Source organism: Rhodococcus sp. Leaf247, assembly GCF_001426185.1.
GTDB lineage: Bacteria > Actinomycetota > Actinomycetes > Mycobacteriales > Mycobacteriaceae > Rhodococcoides.
This window is the reverse complement of record NZ_LMRP01000001.1, coordinates 97,470-114,182: the sequence shown is the minus strand read 5'-3', so window position 1 is coordinate 114,182 and position 16,713 is coordinate 97,470. Positions and strand designations below refer to the sequence as shown.

The following is a 16,713-nucleotide window of genomic DNA, read 5'->3' as shown; positions in this document are numbered from 1 at the left end:
ATGTCCGAACCGTTCTCTAGTGTGGTGACGTGAATCGACGGATCGCGACGCTGCTGGTCGCACTGCTCCCGGTACTCGTGCTCGGTGTCCTCGGATCCGCTGTCACGGTGCCGTTCGCTGCCCTGGGCCCGGGCCCCACGTTCAACACCCTCGGCGAGGTGGACGGGAAGCCGGTCGTCGACATCGAGGGTGATGTCGGCGGGACGGGTGTCGACGAGCCCTCCGGCAACCTGAACATGACGACCGTCGCGGTCCGGGACGAACTGACCGTGTTCGACGCGCTGGGCCTGTGGCTCAGCGGCCGTCAGGGTCTCGTTCCGCGCGACCAGATCTACCCCCCCGATCAGAGCCGGGAGGACGTCGAGAGCGCGAATCAGGCCGATTTCGCGCAGTCGGAGGACAGCGCTGAACTTGCCGCACTGAACCACCTGGGCCTCCCGACATCCCTGTCCGTCTCGCAGGTGGGTGACGACGGTCCGGCGACCGGCATCCTGCGGGAGGGTGACCGCATCACGGCGATCGACGGCACTCCGGTCTCCACCGTGGCCGACGTCCAGAAGGCAGTCGGGGCCGCCACGCCGGGCGAGGCGGTGTCGATCGACGTGACCCGCGACGGGACTCCCGCCACGGAGTCCGTGACGGTGGCGGCCAGGCCGGACGATGCACAGCGCGGGTACCTGGGCATCACGCCGGAGGAGACCCCCGATGTGCCGTTCACGGTCCAGTTCAACCTGGCCGACGTGGGCGGCCCGTCGGCAGGCCTGATGTTCTCGCTGGCCGTCGTCGACAAGCTCGGTCCGGGTGACCTCAGCGGAGGACAGTTCGTCGCCGGCACCGGCACCATCGACGCTGACGGAGAAGTAGGACCCATCGGCGGTATCCCGTACAAGCTGGTCGCTGCACGGGAGGCCGGCGCGACGATCTTCCTGGTCCCCGCCGACAACTGCGCCGAAGCGCTGACTCGCGCCCCCGACGGTCTGCGACTGGTCCGCGTGACCAGCCTCGACGACGCCATCGACTCGCTCGACTCGCTGACGTCCGGCGGGGATGCGCCGAGCTGCTCCTGACCGTCAGAAGTCGTCGTCCTCGACGGCGTCGAGGGTGGCGTGCAGAGCCGCGATGACGTTGGGGGCGAGGTTCTCGTAGGTCAGCAGTTCCGGAGGATCACCGAAGCCGTCGTCCTCCTCGTCGGGACGTAACTGCAGCAGAGCTATCGACGGCCCGTCCCGCAGGACAGCGACGATGAGGCGTCCGTCCCGGCGCTCGGGATGCTCCTCGGCAGCCAGTCGTGCTGCCTGATCCGCTGCGTCACGGTCCGCGAGCAACGGCGCGAGCGCGCTGTCGAGGTCGGACTCGGCGTCCGGGGGCAGCACGACGATCTCCTGGACGAGAGCGCACCCCGCCACGGAGGCAGGCCATGTCGTCGTCCCCAGGAACTCGTCGAGGGCGTGCGAACCGCCGGCCACGTCCGCCGGGAGGCGCTCCTGCGCAACGGGGGTGAGTTCGGTGCCGTCCTCGAGCTGGTCGAGCAGGCTGGGCTCGGCGGCGGCCAGCTCGGCCGTCGGGACGAGCGCGAACAGCTGCGGTCGCTGGTCCCACCCGCCGGCATCGACGTAGTCGACGACTTCCCGCACACTGCGCACGAGGGCACGTTCGGCCTGTGCGTCACCCGATTCGGGGTCGAACCACTCGCTTTCGGTCACGATGCATACCTGTTTCCGCTCACGCGTCCATCCTTGCACCGACCGCTAGAGTCATGGTCGTCGCCACGGCTCGGACAGTCTTCGTCCGCGGCATACGTACAGTGGTCGAAAACGGACATGCGATGTCGTCACGGTGGTGTCACGGGGCGAACGCGCGGGAAACATGGAGTGTGGCACGTGGGTATGAGGCAACCGACCGGCTTACCGTCGTTGTCGAGGCGAAGTCGAACTCTGCTGGTCCTGGCGCTGGTACTCGCCGCGTTGTTGCTCATCGGCCCGCGGCTGGTGGACACCTACACGGACTGGCTCTGGTTCGGAGAGGTCGGCTTCCGGAACGTCTTCACGACGGTTCTGCTGACCAGGTCGATCACGTTCCTCGTGGTCGCGGTGATCGTCGGCGGCACGGTGTTCGCCGCCCTGACCGTGGCGTACCGGTCGCGTCCGGTGTTCGTCCCCACCGCAGGACCCAACGACCCGATCGCCCGTTATCGCACGACGGTGATGACGCGGCTGCGGATCTTCGGCATCGGTATCCCGGTCGTCGTCGGTTTGTTGTCCGGCCTTGTCGCACAGGGCAACTGGGTCACCGTGCAGATGTTCCTGCACGGTGGTTCGTTCGGGGTGCAGGACCCGCAGTTCGGGCTCGACGTGGGCTTCTACGCCTTCGACCTTCCGTTCTACCGCTCCATCCTGAACTGGTTGTTCGTGGCCGTAGTCCTGGCGTTCTTCGCCGCTCTGGTGACGCACTACATCTTCGGCGGCCTGCGTCTCAGCGGCCGCGAAGGTGCGCTGACGCGCTCGGCGCGCATCGAACTCGCCGTCCTCGCAGGCACGTTCGTCGTCCTGAAGGCCGTGGCGTACTGGTTCGACCGGTACGCGTTGCTGTCGAGCAGTCGTAAGGAACCCACGTTCACGGGTCCCGGCTTCACCGACATCAACGCCGTTCTGCCGGCGAAGCTGATCCTCCTCGCCATCGCCGTCATCTGTGCGGGTGCGTTCTTCGCGGCGATCTTCCTGCGCGACCTCCGCATTCCCGCTCTCGCAACCGCGTTGCTGGTCCTGTCCTCGATCCTGGTCGGCGCCGTCTGGCCGCTGGTAGTCGAACAGTTCTCGGTGCGCCCCAACGCTGCCGACAAGGAGCGGACGTATATCGAGCGGAACATCGAGGCGACGCGAGCCGCCTACGGCATCACCGACGACACGGTGACGTACGAGGACTATTCGGGCGACGGAACCGCATCGCCCCGCGATGTCCCGGCGGATCAGACGACGATCGCCAACACTCGTCTGCTGGACCCGAACGTTCTCTCGCGCACCTTCACCCAGCAGCAGCAGCTCAAGAACTTCTACGGGTTCCCGGCGACGCTGGACGTCGACCGCTACGAGATCGACGGACAGCTGCAGGACTACATCGTTGCGGCTCGCGAGCTGTCGCCGAACAGCCTGACCGGCAACCAGACCGACTGGATCAACCGCCACACCGTGTACACGCACGGCAACGGATTCGTCGCTGCGCCGGCCAACCGCGTCAACGCGGCTGTGCAGGAGGGCACCGACACCGAGTCGAACAGCAACTCGGGTTACCCGATCTACACGGTCAGCGACCTCGCCTCGCAGGCGGCGGCCGACCAGGTCATCCCCGTCGAGCAGCCTCGCATCTACTACGGCGAGGTCATCGCGTCGTCCAATCCCGACTACGCCATCGTGGGCGGTGGGCAGGACCAGGGTGGTCGCGAGTACGACACCGACAGTTCGCGCTACACCTACACCGGTTCGGGTGGTGTCGGCATCGGCAACTGGTTCAACCGACTGGCCTTCGCCGCGAAGTACACCGAGCGCAACATCCTGTTCTCGGGCGCCATCGGTGATGACTCGAAGATCATCTTCAACCGCGATCCGCGTGAGCGCGTCCAGAAGGTCGCTCCCTGGCTGACTGCCGACGGCAATTCCTACCCGGCAGTGGTCGGCGGCAAGATCGTCTGGATCGTCGACGCTTACACCACGCTCGATCAGTACCCGTACGCACAGCGCAGTTCGCTCGAGGGACTCGTGCAGGACAGCGTCGACGCGAACACCGGTCGACTCCTCCCGCGTGACGAGGTGTCGTACATCCGCAACTCGGTCAAGGCGACGGTCGACGCGTACGACGGCTCGGTGAACCTCTACCAGGTCGACGACAACGATCCGGTCCTCGCCGCATGGATGGGCGCCTTCCCGGGTGCCGTGCAGCCCGAGTCGGCCATCAGCGACGAATTGCGTCAGCACTTCCGTTACCCCGAGGACCTGTTCAAGGTCCAGCGTGAGATGTTGGCCAAGTACCACGTCAACGATCCCGGAGAGTTCTTCACCAACAACGCGTTCTGGTCCGTTCCCAGCGACCCGACCGTCGAGGGTGGCACCAACCTGAACCAGCCTCCGTACTACGTGCTGATCGGTGATCCGGACACCGGGCAACCGTCGTTCAGGCTGACCAGCGCCATGGTCGGCTTCAATCGAGAGTTGTTGTCCGCGTACATCTCCGTGCGGTCGGATCCGGAGAACTACGGTCAGTTCACGGTTCTGCAATTGCCCACGGCGACGCAGACCCAGGGCCCTCAGCAGGCGCAGAACTCGATGACATCCGACACTCGTGTCGCGTCGGACAGAACCCTGCTGCAGCAGTCGAACCGCATCCAGTACGGCAACCTGCTGACGTTACCCATCGCCAACGGCGGGATCCTGTACGTCGAGCCGCTCTACACGGAGCGCAACACGACGAACACTTCGACGTTCCCGCAGCTGTCCCGTGTCCTCGTGAGCTATCGCGAGCCGGGTGCGGGAGGCGGTGTGCGCGTCGGATACTCGGCAACACTGGCTGGTGCTCTGACGCAGGTGTTCGACACCGGCACGGGTTCGGTGGCCACCGCGCCCGGTGGTGAGGCTACGGAGCCTCAGCCGGACAACGGGTCGACGCAGACCACGCCGGCGCCCACCGAGGGTTCGACGACTCCGGCGCCGACCACCCCGGCCCAGCCTGCACCTGCCGACAGGAACGCAGCGGTGACCAATCTGAACAGCGCTCTCGCCGCCGTGCGTACGGCCCAGCAGTCGGGCGACTTCGCTCAGCTGGGCACGGCGTTCGACAACCTGCAGCGCGCGATCGACCAGTACAACAGCACCGGCGGATAATCGCCCCTGCCTCAGCAACGCCCCGCCCTCGACTCATGAGGGCGGGGCGTTGCTGTGTGGTGGCTCGGCTGGGTGTGCACCCGGTGTGGTGACCGCACACCATCTGCAGTGGGCTGCTGGGGGTGCGCGGTTGGTGGTGGCGGTGTGCGCACCCCGTGCAGCACCGGTGCGTAGTGGTTCGACGAGATGCACCGCTGCTGCCTGGGGAGCGCACACCCCTTCTGGTGGGCGCACACCCTTTTCAGTCGGCTGCTGGGGGTGTGCGGTTCACGCTGAGGGTGTGTACACCCCGTGCAGCACGCGGGTGCGGGGCGCGAGCAGCACGGGTCGCTGTGGCCGGGGGCCCAGTGCACACCCGTTGTGGTGACCGCACACCCTCTATAGCCGGCTGGTGGGGGTGTGCGGTTCGCATCGATGGTGTGCGCACCCCGTGCAGCACCGGTGCGAGCAACACGCGCGCCGTGGCCCGGCCCAGCGCACATCCGTTGTGGTGACTGCACACCCTCTCCAGTCGGCCGCAAAGCGTGTGCGGTTCGCAGTTGGGGTGTGTGCACCCGTTTCAGCACGGGTGCGCAGGCGCGAACAGCACCGCCGCCTGGGTGCGAGCAGCCTGCGTCACTGTGGCCTGGCCGAGTGCACACCCGTTGTGGTGACTGCACACCCTTTCCAGTCGGCTGCTGGGGGTGTGCGGTTCATGCTGAGGGTGTGTACACCCCGTGCAGCACGCGGGTGCGGGGGCGCTCGACGAGTCGCACAGAGGAAGCCCGGGGGAGAGCACACCCGTTGGGGTGACCGCACACCCTGTCCAGTCGGCTGCTGGGGGTGTGCGGTTCATGCTGAGGGTGTGCGCACCCCGTGCAGCACCAGTGCACCGGCGCGAGCAGCACGCGACGCCGTGGCCCTGGCCCAGTGCACACCCCGAGTGGTGACCGCACACCCTCTTCAGTCGGCCGCCAGGGGTGTGCGGTCACCACAAGACGTGCGCACACCCCGTGCAGCACCACACCACCCACAGCGCACGAAAGCGGGCGCACCCGATGGGGTGCGCCCGCTTACGGCGATGCTGGGTGGTGCTACTGCGGGAGTGCCGCGAGCACGCCGGAGTTGGCGGCCACGAAGTCCTGGAACTGCTGGCCGACGCCGTACTGGTTGGCCAGGGCTGCGCCCTGCTCGACGACCGACTGGACCGGCGCCGGTGCGGCCGGTGCAGCAGGCGCGGGAGCGGGGGCCGGTGCGGGCGCCTCGGCGGCCGACGTGGTGCCGGACGAGAGGTACTGGCCGCAGACGGGCCACGCGCCGACACCCTGGGTCGCCAGGACGTTCTCGGCGACGCGGACCTGCTCGGCCTTGGAAGCGTTGGATGCGGTGCCGGAGCCACCGTTGGCTGCCCAGGTGCTCTGCGAGAACTGCAGGCCACCGTAGTAGCCGTTGCCGGTGTTGATTCCCCAGTTGCCGCCGCTCTCGCACTGTGCGACGCCGTCCCAGTTGTGGGCGGGCGCTGCGGAGGCGGTGCCTGCGCTGAGGACGAGTGGTGCTGCGACGACCGCGCCGGTGACGGCGGCCCATCCGAGTGCGCGGGTGGTGAAGTTACGTGCAGTGGTCATGCGGGGTAGATCCTCTCCGCGCTGGTCGACATGAGCGCGCAGGCATGTGCAGCCTGCGTGGTCCGCTCTGTCCCTGCCCCCGTCGATTCGGGTCTCCGATCCCGCGGGGCAGAAGAATCCAGCGGCGGGTCGGCCTGGCCCTTGTTGTGGGCCGAGCGCGACGGTAACGGAACGATCACGACGCGTCACCTGGCCGATATGTGAGGTGCGAACCCGTCATCTGGGCGGTTTTGTGAGATCTCCGCAGGTCACGGTTGATATGTACCCGTCTGTGTTCACTTCGTGACCGCTTCGTTATGTGAGGGGGAACACCGCAGAAATGAGACCCCGGTCACCTCGATACCCCTCGAAAGCGGTCGATGTCGTTGCTCAGCAGGCGATTTGCAATTGGCCGATGCCGTCCGGTAACTTCTTGTTCAGCAAGAACGCAGTACAGCTTGCCACGCAGACGGAGTCGAAAGCCTCCTGACGCCGACGCGGGGTGGAGCAGCTCGGTAGCTCGCTGGGCTCATAACCCAGAGGTCGCAGGTTCAAATCCTGTCCCCGCTACCACCACGAGAGGCCCGACAGTCACAGACTGTCGGGCCTCTTGCTTTGTGTCCAGGGCAGCCGATGAAGGGACTGCCCGCGCCGCCCCGACGGGACGGCGCGATGCCCCAGCGGTAGGCCTAGTGGGAGATGTCGGGGTCCGCCGATGTCATGCCCGTGCTCGGTGCGTCGTTCTCGTCGACGTCGCCGCCGGCATCCGTACTGCCCTCTGATCCGTCCGTCTCGTCGAGATCGGCGGCGTCTGCACCCTCGAGGTGGGTGAGACCCACCTCCGCCTCCGCGACGAGGCCCTTGGCCTTGTCTTCCATCTTCTTCGCCCAGTCCGACATCGTTGTCCTCCTCGTATGCATGCTCCGTCCCGCTCCACCTTGCCAGAGCGTGGTCGTCGGTGGCCGCGGACGACGACAGGCCCGGCACCACGGGTGCCGGGCCTGTCGATGGATCAGTGGATCACTTCAGCTGTGCGGACGTCTTTCCCAGAACGCGTCGGGCGACGATCAGCTGCTGGATCTGCTGCGTGCCTTCGAAGATGTCGAGGATCTTCGAGTCGCGCGACCACTTCTCGAGCAGCAGGTGCTCCGAGAAGCCCAGCGTGCCGGCCAGTTCGACGGCCTTCAGCGTGATGTCGGTCGCGCTGCGACCGGCCTTGGCCTTGGACATCGACGCCTGGAGCGAGTTGGGCTCCTTGTTGTCGGCCATCCATGCCGCACGCAGAGCCAGCAGGTACGCGGCTTCCCAGTCGGACTCGAGACGGATGTACTCCGCCGCGGCAGCGGACTGGTTGTAGGTCGCAGCGTCGTAGTCGATCTCGACGCCGGCGTCGGTCAGGATCGTGCGGAGCTCTTCGAGAGCAGCGCGCGCGACACCGATAGCCATGCCGGCGACCAGAGGGCGGGTGTTGTCGAACGTCTGCATGACGCCCGCGAATCCCTTGTCCGTGTCCACGTCGGGCGAACCGAGGAGGTTGTCCTTGGGAATGCGGCAGTTGTCCAGCAGCAGGGCTGCGGTGTCGGACGCCTTGATGCCGAGCTTGTGCTCGAGGCGAGCGACGGACAGGCCCGGTGCGTCACGCGGGACGACGAACGACTTGATCGCCGCACGGCCCTTGCTCTTGTCGACGGTGGCCCAGACGACGATGTGCGTCGAGCGCTCGCCGGCGGTGACGTAGATCTTCTCGCCGTTGAGAACCCACTCGTCTCCGTCCAGCAACGCGGTGGTGCTGACAGCAGCCGAGTCGGAGCCGAAGCTGGGCTCGGTGATGGCCATCGAGGCCCACACCTTACCGAAGCGCTCGAGCTGCTCGTCCGTGGCGACGGCCGCGATGGCCGAGTTGCCGAGACCCTGGTACGGGATGGACAGCGTCAGACCGACGTCGCCCCAGCAGGTCTCGATGACGTTGACCAGTGCGGACATGTTGCCGCCGTTGGCATTTGCGGTCTTGCTCGGCTTGGGGCCGTCGGTGCCGGATGCGCGGCCGCCCTTGGCGCCGCCGATCTCGCCACCGGCGTCGCTCATGCCTTCGATCATGGCGGCCATCGTGTCCAGCTCGACCGGGTAGGCGTGCTCCGCCAGGTCGTACTTGCGCGACACGGGTCGCATGATCTCGGCGGCGACCTGGTGTGCCTGGTTGACCGACGCCCTGAGCTTGCGAGGAAGTTCGAGATTGATCATGAGATTTCCTATCGAAAGGGTGGGTGTCGGATCAGATCAGGACGATGCCCTCGGCGACGCCGACGGCTCGGAGATCGCGGTACCAGCGCTCGACCGGGTGCTCCTTGGTGAATCCGTGCCCACCGAGCAACTGGACTCCGTCGAGACCGATCTGCATGCCCTTGTCGGTGGCCAGACGATGGGCCAACGATGCCTCACGGGCGAACGAGAGGCCCTGCTCGGCGCGCGATGCGCCTCGCTGGACGACCAGACGCAGTCCGTCGAGCTCGATCGCGATGTTGGCCACCATGAAGGCGACGGCCTGACGATGGCTGATCGGCTCACCGAATGCGGTGCGGTCGTTGACGTAGGGGACCACGTAGTCCAGGACTGCCTTCGAGGTGCCGGCTGCCATCGACGCCCATCCGAGACGTGCGAGGCGGATCGCGTCGGCGTAGTCGGATGCGTGCGAGTCGGCATCACCGTCGCCGAGGAGGTTGGCCTCGGGGACCGCGACTCCGTCGAGGTGCAGGCGTCCGATGCCGGCGGCGCGCAGTCCCATGCTGGGATCTGCCTCCACCGACAGGCCGTTGCTGTCCGACTCGACGATGAAGAGTGCCGGGCGTCCGTCGAGTTCCGCTGCGACGATGAATAACTCGCAGGCAGCGGCAGACGGCACGAGGCTCTTGACGCCGGTCAGCTTGTAGCCGCTGGGGGAGCGGACGGCCTTGGTCTGCAGCGCGAAGGGGTCGAACAGGGCACGCGGCTCGTTGACCACGAGTGCAGCGCTGGGAACCTTCTCGCCCGTGAACGACGGGAGGTACGTCTTCTGCTGCGCGTCGGTACCCCACTGAGTGAGAGCCACGGCGACACCACTGGGTGCGAGGATCGGCAGCGCGAGGCCCATGTCGCCGAAGGCCAGGGCCTCCGCGACGAGCGCGTTGGTGACGGCGCCGCGTTCGCTGGCCACACCTTCGAGCTGCTCGGGCACGTTGATCAGGGTCACGCCGAGCTCGGCGGCGCGTGTGACCAGATCACCGGGGGAGGCTGCGGCCTCGTCGGCGTCGTGTGCGGCCGGGCGCATGATCTCCTCGGCGAACTCCAGCACCGTCTCGACGATCATCTTCTGCTCGTCGTCCGGGGTGAGGTCGAAGTAGTCCAGGTTCTTGGTGGACGCCTCGGGGAGCCGCGCGGGCTTGCCCGTGCCGGAGACCTTCGAGAAGGTCCTCGTCGCCGCGCCGAGTGTCTTGAACCCGGTCTTCGTGCTCTCGTACGTCACCCGGTCGATCGTCTGGCGCAGGTTGTACTTCTCGGCCAGATCGGAGCCCGAGAGCTTGGTGAGAACCCGCATGGCGGTGCCGATGGCGTCGCGCTTGATCGGGTTGAGCCCGACCGCGGACGTATCGCGCACCGGGCGCCGAGACGTCTCTGTCTTGGTGGTGGGAGCGCTGTCGTTCTTCGTCATGATCACCAGCTGTTTCTCGGTGTTCGGTCGTGGACGGTTGCTATCTTACTCGGCGGTAAGTTGCGTGTCTACCGTCGAGTAGGTTCGGCGCGTCAGTCGATCCAGTACCGCGTCGTGCAGGCGTGAATTCGTCGCGACCGCGCTGCCTGCGTGGGGCCCGGGAGTTCCGTCGAGCGCGGTGAAACGTCCTCCTGCTTCGCGGACGAGGATGTCGAGAGGGGCCAGGTCCCACAGTGATACTTCGGGCTCGGCAGCGATATCGATCGACCCTTCCGCCACCAGGCAGTAGGAGAGGAAGTCGCCGTACCCGCGGATGCGCCACACCTCGTCGGTCAGATCGATGAACTGCTCCCGTAACCCGGCGTCCTTCCACCCCGAAAGACTGGAGAAGCCGAGGCTGGCCGAACCTGTCGTGCCCACGGAGGACACCGACAGAGCTCGTGCGTCCCCGTCGTCGAAACGCGCGTGTGCCCCCAGCCCGTCGGCGGCCCACCATCGCCTCTTCAACGCCGGGGCACTGACGACACCCACGACGGGTACACCGTCGACGAGCAACGCGATCAAGGTCGCCCAGATGGGAACGCCGCGAACGAAGCTCTTGGTGCCGTCGATGGGATCGACCACCCACTGCCGTCCCGACAGAACGGCGTCGCCGCCGAACTCCTCACCGAGAACCGCGTCCGCCGGGCGAGCATCGGACAGGAGGCGGCGGACCTCGGTCTCGACAGCGAGGTCGGCGTCGGAGACCGGGGTAAGATCCGGCTTGTCCTCGATGCGCAGATCCACTGCCAGGAACCTGGCGGTGGTGATGGCATCGGCGGCGTCGGCAAGGCGGAGGGCGAGGGCGAGATCGTCGGCGAGGTCGGTCACGGGGTGGGACGTTACTGCGGTACAGGCCGTCGGGCCGTTGCCGGTAACCTCGGGCGCGTGCATCCTGACGTATCCGCTGACATCGCCGAACTCGACACGACCCTCAAGACCGTGGAGTCGGTGCTCGACATCGAGGAACTCCGCCGCCGGATCGACGAGCTCGAGCACCAGGCTGCCGACCCCGAACTGTGGAACGACCAGGACCACGCCCAGCAGGTGACCAGCGCGTTGTCGCACGCGCAGACCGAGCTCCGCCGCGTCGAAGCGCTGCGTCAGAGGCTCGACGACCTTCCGGTCCTCTACGAACTGGCCGAGGCGGAAGAGGGCGACGCGGCGACCGAGGCTCACGCCGAGGCCGATGCCGAACGGATCTCGCTGCACGCCGACATCGAGTTGCTGGAGGTGCGCACCCTGTTGTCCGGTGAGTACGACAAGCGCGACGCTCTGGTCAACATCCGCTCCGGTGCCGGCGGCATCGACGCCGCCGACTGGGCCGAGATGCTCATGCGCATGTACATCCGGTGGGCCGAGAAGCACGGCTACGGAGTCGAGGTCTACGACACGTCGTATGCGGAGGAGGCGGGGATCAAGAGCGCGACGTTCGCGGTCAAGGCCCCGTACAGCTACGGCACCCTCTCCATCGAGCAGGGAACGCACCGCCTGGTGCGCATCAGCCCGTTCGACAACCAGGGTCGCCGTCAGACCTCGTTCGCCGAGGTCGAGGTGCTTCCCGTCGTGGAGACCACCGATCACATCGAGATCCCCGAGGGCGACATCCGCGTCGACGTCTACCGGTCGTCCGGACCCGGCGGCCAGTCGGTCAACACCACGGACTCCGCCGTCCGGTTGACCCACATTCCGACCGGCATCGTCGTCACCTGCCAGAACGAGAAGTCGCAGCTGCAGAACAAGGTGTCGGCGATGCGCGTTCTGCAGGCCAAGCTCCTCGAGGTCAAGCGCAAGGAAGAGCGCGCGGAGATGGATGCGCTCAAGGGCGACGGCGGCAGCTCGTGGGGAAACCAGATGCGCTCGTACGTGCTGCACCCCTACCAGATGGTGAAGGATCTGCGTACCGAGTACGAGGTCAACAACCCGTCCGCGGTGCTCGACGGCGATATCGACGGATTCATCGAGTCGGGCATCCGCTGGCGCATGCGTACCGACGAGTCGTAGGAACAGGCGAGGCACACCACTGTGGGTTCACTGGCACCACCCGACTTCGTCTTCTGGCTGCAGAACAGTTTCCTCGAGATCATCCTGTGGATCCTTGGCGGCATGCTCGCCGCTCGGGCCGTGGGATGGGCCGGCGGAAAGATCACCGGCCGGATCGATCGCACCTACCAGCAGACCGACGCCCTGGTCCGCACCGAGGCGGCCAAGCATCGGCATTCGGTCGCGCAGGTCGTGACCTGGGTCGTCATCGCGATGATCTACGTGCTGGTGGCGATCAGAGTGCTGCAGCGACTCGGCTTTCCCATCACGAGCCTCGTCGCTCCGGCCACCGTGCTCGGTGCGGCGCTGGGCTTCGGTGCGCAACGCATCGTGCAGGACATCCTGTCCGGCTTCTTCATCATCACCGAGCGGCAGTACGGCTACGGAGACGTGGTGCAACTCGCGATCACCGGAACGGCCGGGGACGCCATCGGCACCGTCGAGGACGTCACACTCCGCGTGACGCGCGTCCGGTCGGCGGAGGGTGAGGTGATCACCGTCCCGAACGGGCAGATCGTCAAGGCGGTCAACCTGTCCAAGGACTGGGCGAGAGCCGTCATCGACGTGCCGGTCCCGCCGACGGCCGACCTGTCCCGCGTGACGGAGCTGCTCAAATCCGTCGGAGTCGACGCCTTCGAGGACAGGCGACTGTCCGAACTGCTGCTCGACGAGCCGACCGTCATGGGCGTCGAGAGCATCGAGGTCGACCAGGTCAACCTCCGCATCGTGGCGCGCACTCTTCCGGGTAAGCAGTTCGAGGTGGGGCGTGAGTTGCGCGCCCGCATCGCGATCACCCTGCGCAACGACGGCATCACCGTGTCGCCCGAACTGTCCGCCGATCGACCAGTGGGAGGGGAGCAGTGACCTCGAACGAACCCGGCACCGGTCAGGACGTCGGATGGCGGCGAAGCCTGCGCCCTGGATGGATGTCGCGGATTCCCGCGCGCATCCTCGGCGGCTTCCGGACGACGACGGTCGTGATGGTGGTCGTCTTCTTCCTGGTGCTCGTGCTGTGGAACAACGTGCGCTTCGATCCCACGAAGAACGAGAATTCGCCCGTGTACGTTCCGCCCACCCCGACGTCGATCACTCCGACGGAGGAGCCGGAGCAGACCTACGCGCCGACGACGACGGTGTTCCCGAGCACGACCACACCGTCACCCACCGTCACCACGACTGCTCCGGGTGACGATGCCGCGGTCCCGTCCGGGCAGCAGCAGACGACCGGCGTGGCGCCGACGACGACGCGCGCACCCGGCTTCCAGCTCCCGACGATTCCGGGCTTGCCGTTGCCGACCGGAACGAACTGACCCGCGCGTCGCGGTAGGGGCACTGTCGGGGCGCGCGGCTACACTGGCGACCCGTGATCAGCGTGGAGAACGTCTCGAAGTCCTACAAGTCGTCGACTCGTCCAGCGTTGGACAAAGTGACCGTATCCATCGACAAGGGCGAGTTCGTCTTCCTGATCGGTGCGTCCGGGTCGGGGAAGTCGACGTTCATGAGGCTTCTCCTGCGCGAGGAGATGCCGACCTCGGGCAACATCACGGTCGCGGATTTCCACGTGAACAAGCTCGCCGGTCGTCGTGTGCCGAAGCTCCGGCAGAGCATGGGCTGCGTGTTCCAGGACTTCCGACTGCTCCAGAACAAGACCGTGTCGGAGAACGTCGCCTTCGCCCTCGAGGTGATCGGCAAGCCCCGCAACGTCATCGAGCGCACCGTTCCCGAGGTCCTCGAACTGGTCGGACTGTCCGGCAAGGCGGATCGACTCCCCACGGAGCTGTCCGGTGGTGAGCAGCAGCGCGTCGCCGTGGCGAGGGCATTCGTGAACCGTCCCCTGGTGCTGCTGGCGGACGAGCCGACCGGCAATCTCGACCCCGACACCAGCCAGGACATCATGCTGCTGCTCGAGCGCATCAACCGCACCGGCACCACGATCCTGATGGCGACCCACGACAACCACATCGTCGATTCGATGCGCCGTCGGGTCGTGGAATTGGACAACGGCCGTGTGGTGCGCGACGAGGCGCGGGGCGTGTACGGAGTCGGTCGCTGATCGATTCCCGCTCCCGGCCCCTTCGACCTTTCCGGGCCACTGTCCGATTCCGTCTCGACGAAAGTATGTGAACGTGCGCGCCAGTTTTCTTCTCGGTGAGGTCCTGACGGGTCTGCGCCGCAACATCACCATGACCATCGCGATGGTTCTCACGACGGCCATCTCGCTCGGCCTGTTCGGCGGCGGCTTGCTCGTGGTGCAGATGGCCGGCAAGACGCAGCAGATCTTCCTGGACCGCGTCGAGGTCCAGATCTTCCTGACCGACGACATCTCCACCAGCGACCCGGACTGCACCTCGGGCATCTGCTCCGGCCTGCGATCCGACCTCGAGTCCACGCCCTCCGTGGTGTCCGTCCAGTACCTCAACCGTGAGGACGCCGTCGCGGATGCGACCGACCGTGTGTTCAAGGATCAGCCGGAGCTCGCGTCGCTCGTCTCGCCCGAGAGCTTCCCGGCGTCGTTCAAGGTGAAGCTGAGCGATCCGGAACGCTTCGGCGTGGTCAACGACCAGTTCGGTGCTCGACCCGGCGTTCAGAGCGTGCTGAACCAGCGCGAACTGGTGGACCGGCTGTTCAGTGTGCTGGCCGGCGTCCGCAACGCGGCCTTCGCCGTCGCCGTGGTCCAGGCGATCGCCGCGGTCCTCCTTATCGCGAACATGGTGCAGATCGCCGCCTTCACCCGTCGAACCGAGGTCGGCATCATGCGACTCGTCGGCGCGACACGGTGGTACACGCAGCTGCCGTTCCTGCTCGAGGCGATCGTGGCGTCGCTGGTCGGTGCCGTCCTCGCCATCGCCGGTCTGTTCACCGCGAAGTCCGCGTTCATCGACTCGGTCCTGGACGACCTGTACCAGGCCAACATCCTGGCCCGGATCACCACCAGTGACGTGCTCCTGGTCTCGCCCATCCTGCTGCTCGTCGGCGTCGGGATGGCGACGGTCACCTCGTACATCACGCTCCGGCTCTACGTACGCCAGTAACGCCCACCGGAACAAACGAGTGGACACCGTCCTTATGGTTGTCAGAAGTCATGTCCAGTCGCGCCCGAAGGAGTTCCAGCTGTGAAGGAGAAAGGTCGCAAGGCCATTGCGACCAACCGCAAGGCGCGCCACAACTACACGATCCTCGACGTGTACGAGGCCGGTGTCGCGTTGGTCGGTACCGAGGTCAAGAGTCTGCGGGACGGCAAGGCGTCCTTGGCCGACGCGTTCGCGACCGTCGACGACGGCGAGGTGTGGCTACGCGGACTGCACATTCCCGAGTACATGGCGGGGAGCTGGACCAACCACGCGCCGCGTCGCAACCGCAAACTGCTGCTGCACAAGCGGGAGATCGAACTGCTGATCGGCAAGACCCGCGAGGGCAACATGACCCTGGTGCCGCTGTCGATGTACTTCAACGAGGGCAAGGTCAAGGTCGAGCTGGCCCTGGCGAAGGGCAAGCAGGACTACGACAAGCGTCAGGATCTGGCCCGTCGCACGGCGGAACGCGAGGTCACTCGTGAGCTGGGTCGTCGGATAAAGGGAATGCGCTGACCGCGATCGTCCTCGCGCTGATCGCGGCGCTCGGTTACGGCGTCAGTGACTTCGTCGGAGGAGTCGCGTCCCGACGTGTCGCCGCGCTGCGCGTGGTCATCGTCTCGTACCCGGTCTCGGTTCTGATCGTGGCAGCCGTGATGCCGTTCGTCGGAGGCACACTGACCGCGTCGTCCGTGATGTGGGGTGCGCTGTCCGGACTGGCCGGCGGAGTTGCCGTGTGGTGGTTCTATCTGGCACTCGCCGCCGGACCGATGGCTGTCGTCTCCCCGATCACCGCAGTCGTGGTGGCAGGTGTGCCCGTCGGCGTCGGACTGGTCCTGGGCGAGCGTCCCGGTGTTCCGGCGTACATCGGCATCGCTCTGGCGCTGGTCGCCGTGATCATGGTCAGCAAGGAGTCTCCCGACGACGCGGCGGGTGATGTGGCCGGGGGTCGGACGCTGCGGTTCACGCCCCGCGTGGCATGGCTGACCGTCGGATCCGGTCTGGCGTTCGCGTTGACGTTCATCTTCCTCGACCTGGCCGGGGAGGACGACGCAGGTCTGTGGCCGTTGCTGGCCAATCGGGTCACGGCCACCGCCCTCGTGTGGGCAGTCGCCGTCGGCACGGGCATGTTTTCCTTCCCCCGCGGAGGAGTGCTGAAGCTGGCCGCGTGGATCGCGGTTCTGGACGTCGCAGCCAATGCAGCACTGCTCTACGCGTTCCAGGGTGGGCTCCTGTCCCTCGTCAGCGTGATCGCCTCGCTCTATCCCGCCGCGACCGTGTTGCTGGCCATGGTGATGCTGGGAGAGAAGGTCGCCAAGGTGCAGATCGTGGGCATGGTCATCGCACTGGGTGCGGTCGGGCTGATCACCGCGGGTGCCTGACCACCTGTCGGTGACTGCAACCGGCGTGCACCACACTCG

15 protein-coding genes and 1 tRNA gene are annotated in these 16,713 nt (G+C 66.6%); 10 read left to right on the top strand and 6 right to left on the bottom strand.

Annotated features, from left to right (window positions below; translation table 11 throughout):
• Positions 1–29: 29 nt before the first annotated feature.
• A complete protein-coding gene (locus ASG64_RS00525; protein WP_056069089.1) occupies positions 30–1,067 on the top strand; it encodes a YlbL family protein in 1,038 nt (345 codons plus the stop codon).
• 3 nt (positions 1,068–1,070) lie between these two features.
• Here ASG64_RS00525 and ASG64_RS00520 read toward each other — a convergent pair whose 3' ends face one another.
• The gene (locus ASG64_RS00520) at positions 1,071–1,703 is read right to left on the bottom strand and encodes a PPA1309 family protein (protein ID WP_231568593.1); all 633 of its coding nucleotides are present in this window, start codon (positions 1,701–1,703) and stop codon (positions 1,071–1,073) included.
• A gap of 177 nt (positions 1,704–1,880) precedes the next feature.
• Between ASG64_RS00520 and ASG64_RS00515 the strand changes: the two genes are divergently transcribed.
• Positions 1,881–4,871, top strand: a complete 2,991-nt coding sequence (locus tag ASG64_RS00515) for a UPF0182 family protein (RefSeq protein WP_197074682.1) — start codon at positions 1,881–1,883, stop codon at positions 4,869–4,871.
• A 1,073-nt stretch (positions 4,872–5,944) separates the two neighbouring features.
• Here the strand turns inward: ASG64_RS00515 and ASG64_RS00510 are convergent.
• Complete coding sequence (locus ASG64_RS00510) at positions 5,945–6,475, bottom strand: transglycosylase family protein (protein ID WP_042573267.1); 531 nt, start codon at positions 6,473–6,475, stop codon at positions 5,945–5,947.
• 475 nt (positions 6,476–6,950) lie between these two features.
• Between ASG64_RS00510 and ASG64_RS00505 the strand changes: the two genes are divergently transcribed.
• Positions 6,951–7,027: transfer RNA gene (locus tag ASG64_RS00505), tRNA-Met, on the top strand.
• A 116-nt stretch (positions 7,028–7,143) separates the two neighbouring features.
• On the opposite strand, the gene ASG64_RS00500 is transcribed toward ASG64_RS00505, so the two are convergent.
• The 4 genes from ASG64_RS00500 to ASG64_RS00485 all read right to left on the bottom strand — a co-directional run bounded on the left by ASG64_RS00500 (position 7,144) and on the right by ASG64_RS00485 (position 11,009).
• Positions 7,144–7,353: a hypothetical protein gene (locus ASG64_RS00500; protein WP_056069086.1), complete on the bottom strand. Its 210-nt coding sequence runs from the start codon at positions 7,351–7,353 to the stop codon at positions 7,144–7,146.
• 121 nt (positions 7,354–7,474) lie between these two features.
• Complete coding sequence (locus tag ASG64_RS00495) at positions 7,475–8,695, bottom strand: acyl-CoA dehydrogenase family protein (protein ID WP_056069082.1); 1,221 nt, start codon at positions 8,693–8,695, stop codon at positions 7,475–7,477.
• 31 nt (positions 8,696–8,726) lie between these two features.
• Positions 8,727–10,139: an acyl-CoA dehydrogenase family protein gene (locus ASG64_RS00490; RefSeq protein ID WP_442970443.1), complete on the bottom strand. Its 1,413-nt coding sequence runs from the start codon at positions 10,137–10,139 to the stop codon at positions 8,727–8,729.
• 45 nt (positions 10,140–10,184) lie between these two features.
• Entirely contained in the window at positions 10,185–11,009 is an 825-nt protein-coding gene (locus tag ASG64_RS00485; protein ID WP_042573271.1) for an inositol monophosphatase family protein, read from the bottom strand.
• A 57-nt stretch (positions 11,010–11,066) separates the two neighbouring features.
• Here ASG64_RS00485 and prfB point away from each other — a divergent pair, with 57 nt between their 5' ends.
• From prfB to ASG64_RS00450, 7 genes are all read left to right on the top strand, one after another.
• Positions 11,067–12,182: a peptide chain release factor 2 gene (prfB, locus tag ASG64_RS00480; RefSeq protein ID WP_056069079.1), complete on the top strand. Its 1,116-nt coding sequence runs from the start codon at positions 11,067–11,069 to the stop codon at positions 12,180–12,182.
• 102 nt (positions 12,183–12,284) lie between these two features.
• Complete coding sequence (locus ASG64_RS00475; protein ID WP_082042899.1) at positions 12,285–13,085, top strand: mechanosensitive ion channel family protein; 801 nt, start codon at positions 12,285–12,287, stop codon at positions 13,083–13,085.
• Positions 13,082–13,531 carry a hypothetical protein gene (locus tag ASG64_RS00470; protein ID WP_042573274.1) on the top strand — a complete coding sequence of 150 codons (450 nt, stop codon included), beginning with the start codon at positions 13,082–13,084 and terminating at the stop codon, positions 13,529–13,531. The genes ASG64_RS00475 and ASG64_RS00470 overlap by 4 nt, the downstream gene beginning before the upstream one ends.
• Positions 13,532–13,584: 53 nt before the next feature.
• Positions 13,585–14,274, top strand: coding sequence for a cell division ATP-binding protein FtsE (gene ftsE / locus ASG64_RS00465; RefSeq protein ID WP_042573275.1), 690 nt, complete (start codon positions 13,585–13,587; stop codon positions 14,272–14,274).
• 73 nt (positions 14,275–14,347) lie between these two features.
• A complete protein-coding gene (gene ftsX / locus ASG64_RS00460; protein ID WP_042573400.1) occupies positions 14,348–15,253 on the top strand; it encodes a permease-like cell division protein FtsX in 906 nt (301 codons plus the stop codon).
• A gap of 81 nt (positions 15,254–15,334) precedes the next feature.
• On the top strand, positions 15,335–15,808 hold the full coding sequence (gene smpB / locus ASG64_RS00455) for an SsrA-binding protein SmpB (protein ID WP_042573276.1): 474 nt from the start codon (positions 15,335–15,337) through the stop codon (positions 15,806–15,808).
• Positions 15,805–16,674, top strand: coding sequence for a DMT family transporter (locus ASG64_RS00450; RefSeq protein WP_082042877.1), 870 nt, complete (start codon positions 15,805–15,807; stop codon positions 16,672–16,674). The genes smpB and ASG64_RS00450 overlap by 4 nt, the downstream gene beginning before the upstream one ends.
• Positions 16,675–16,713: the final 39 nt, after the last annotated feature.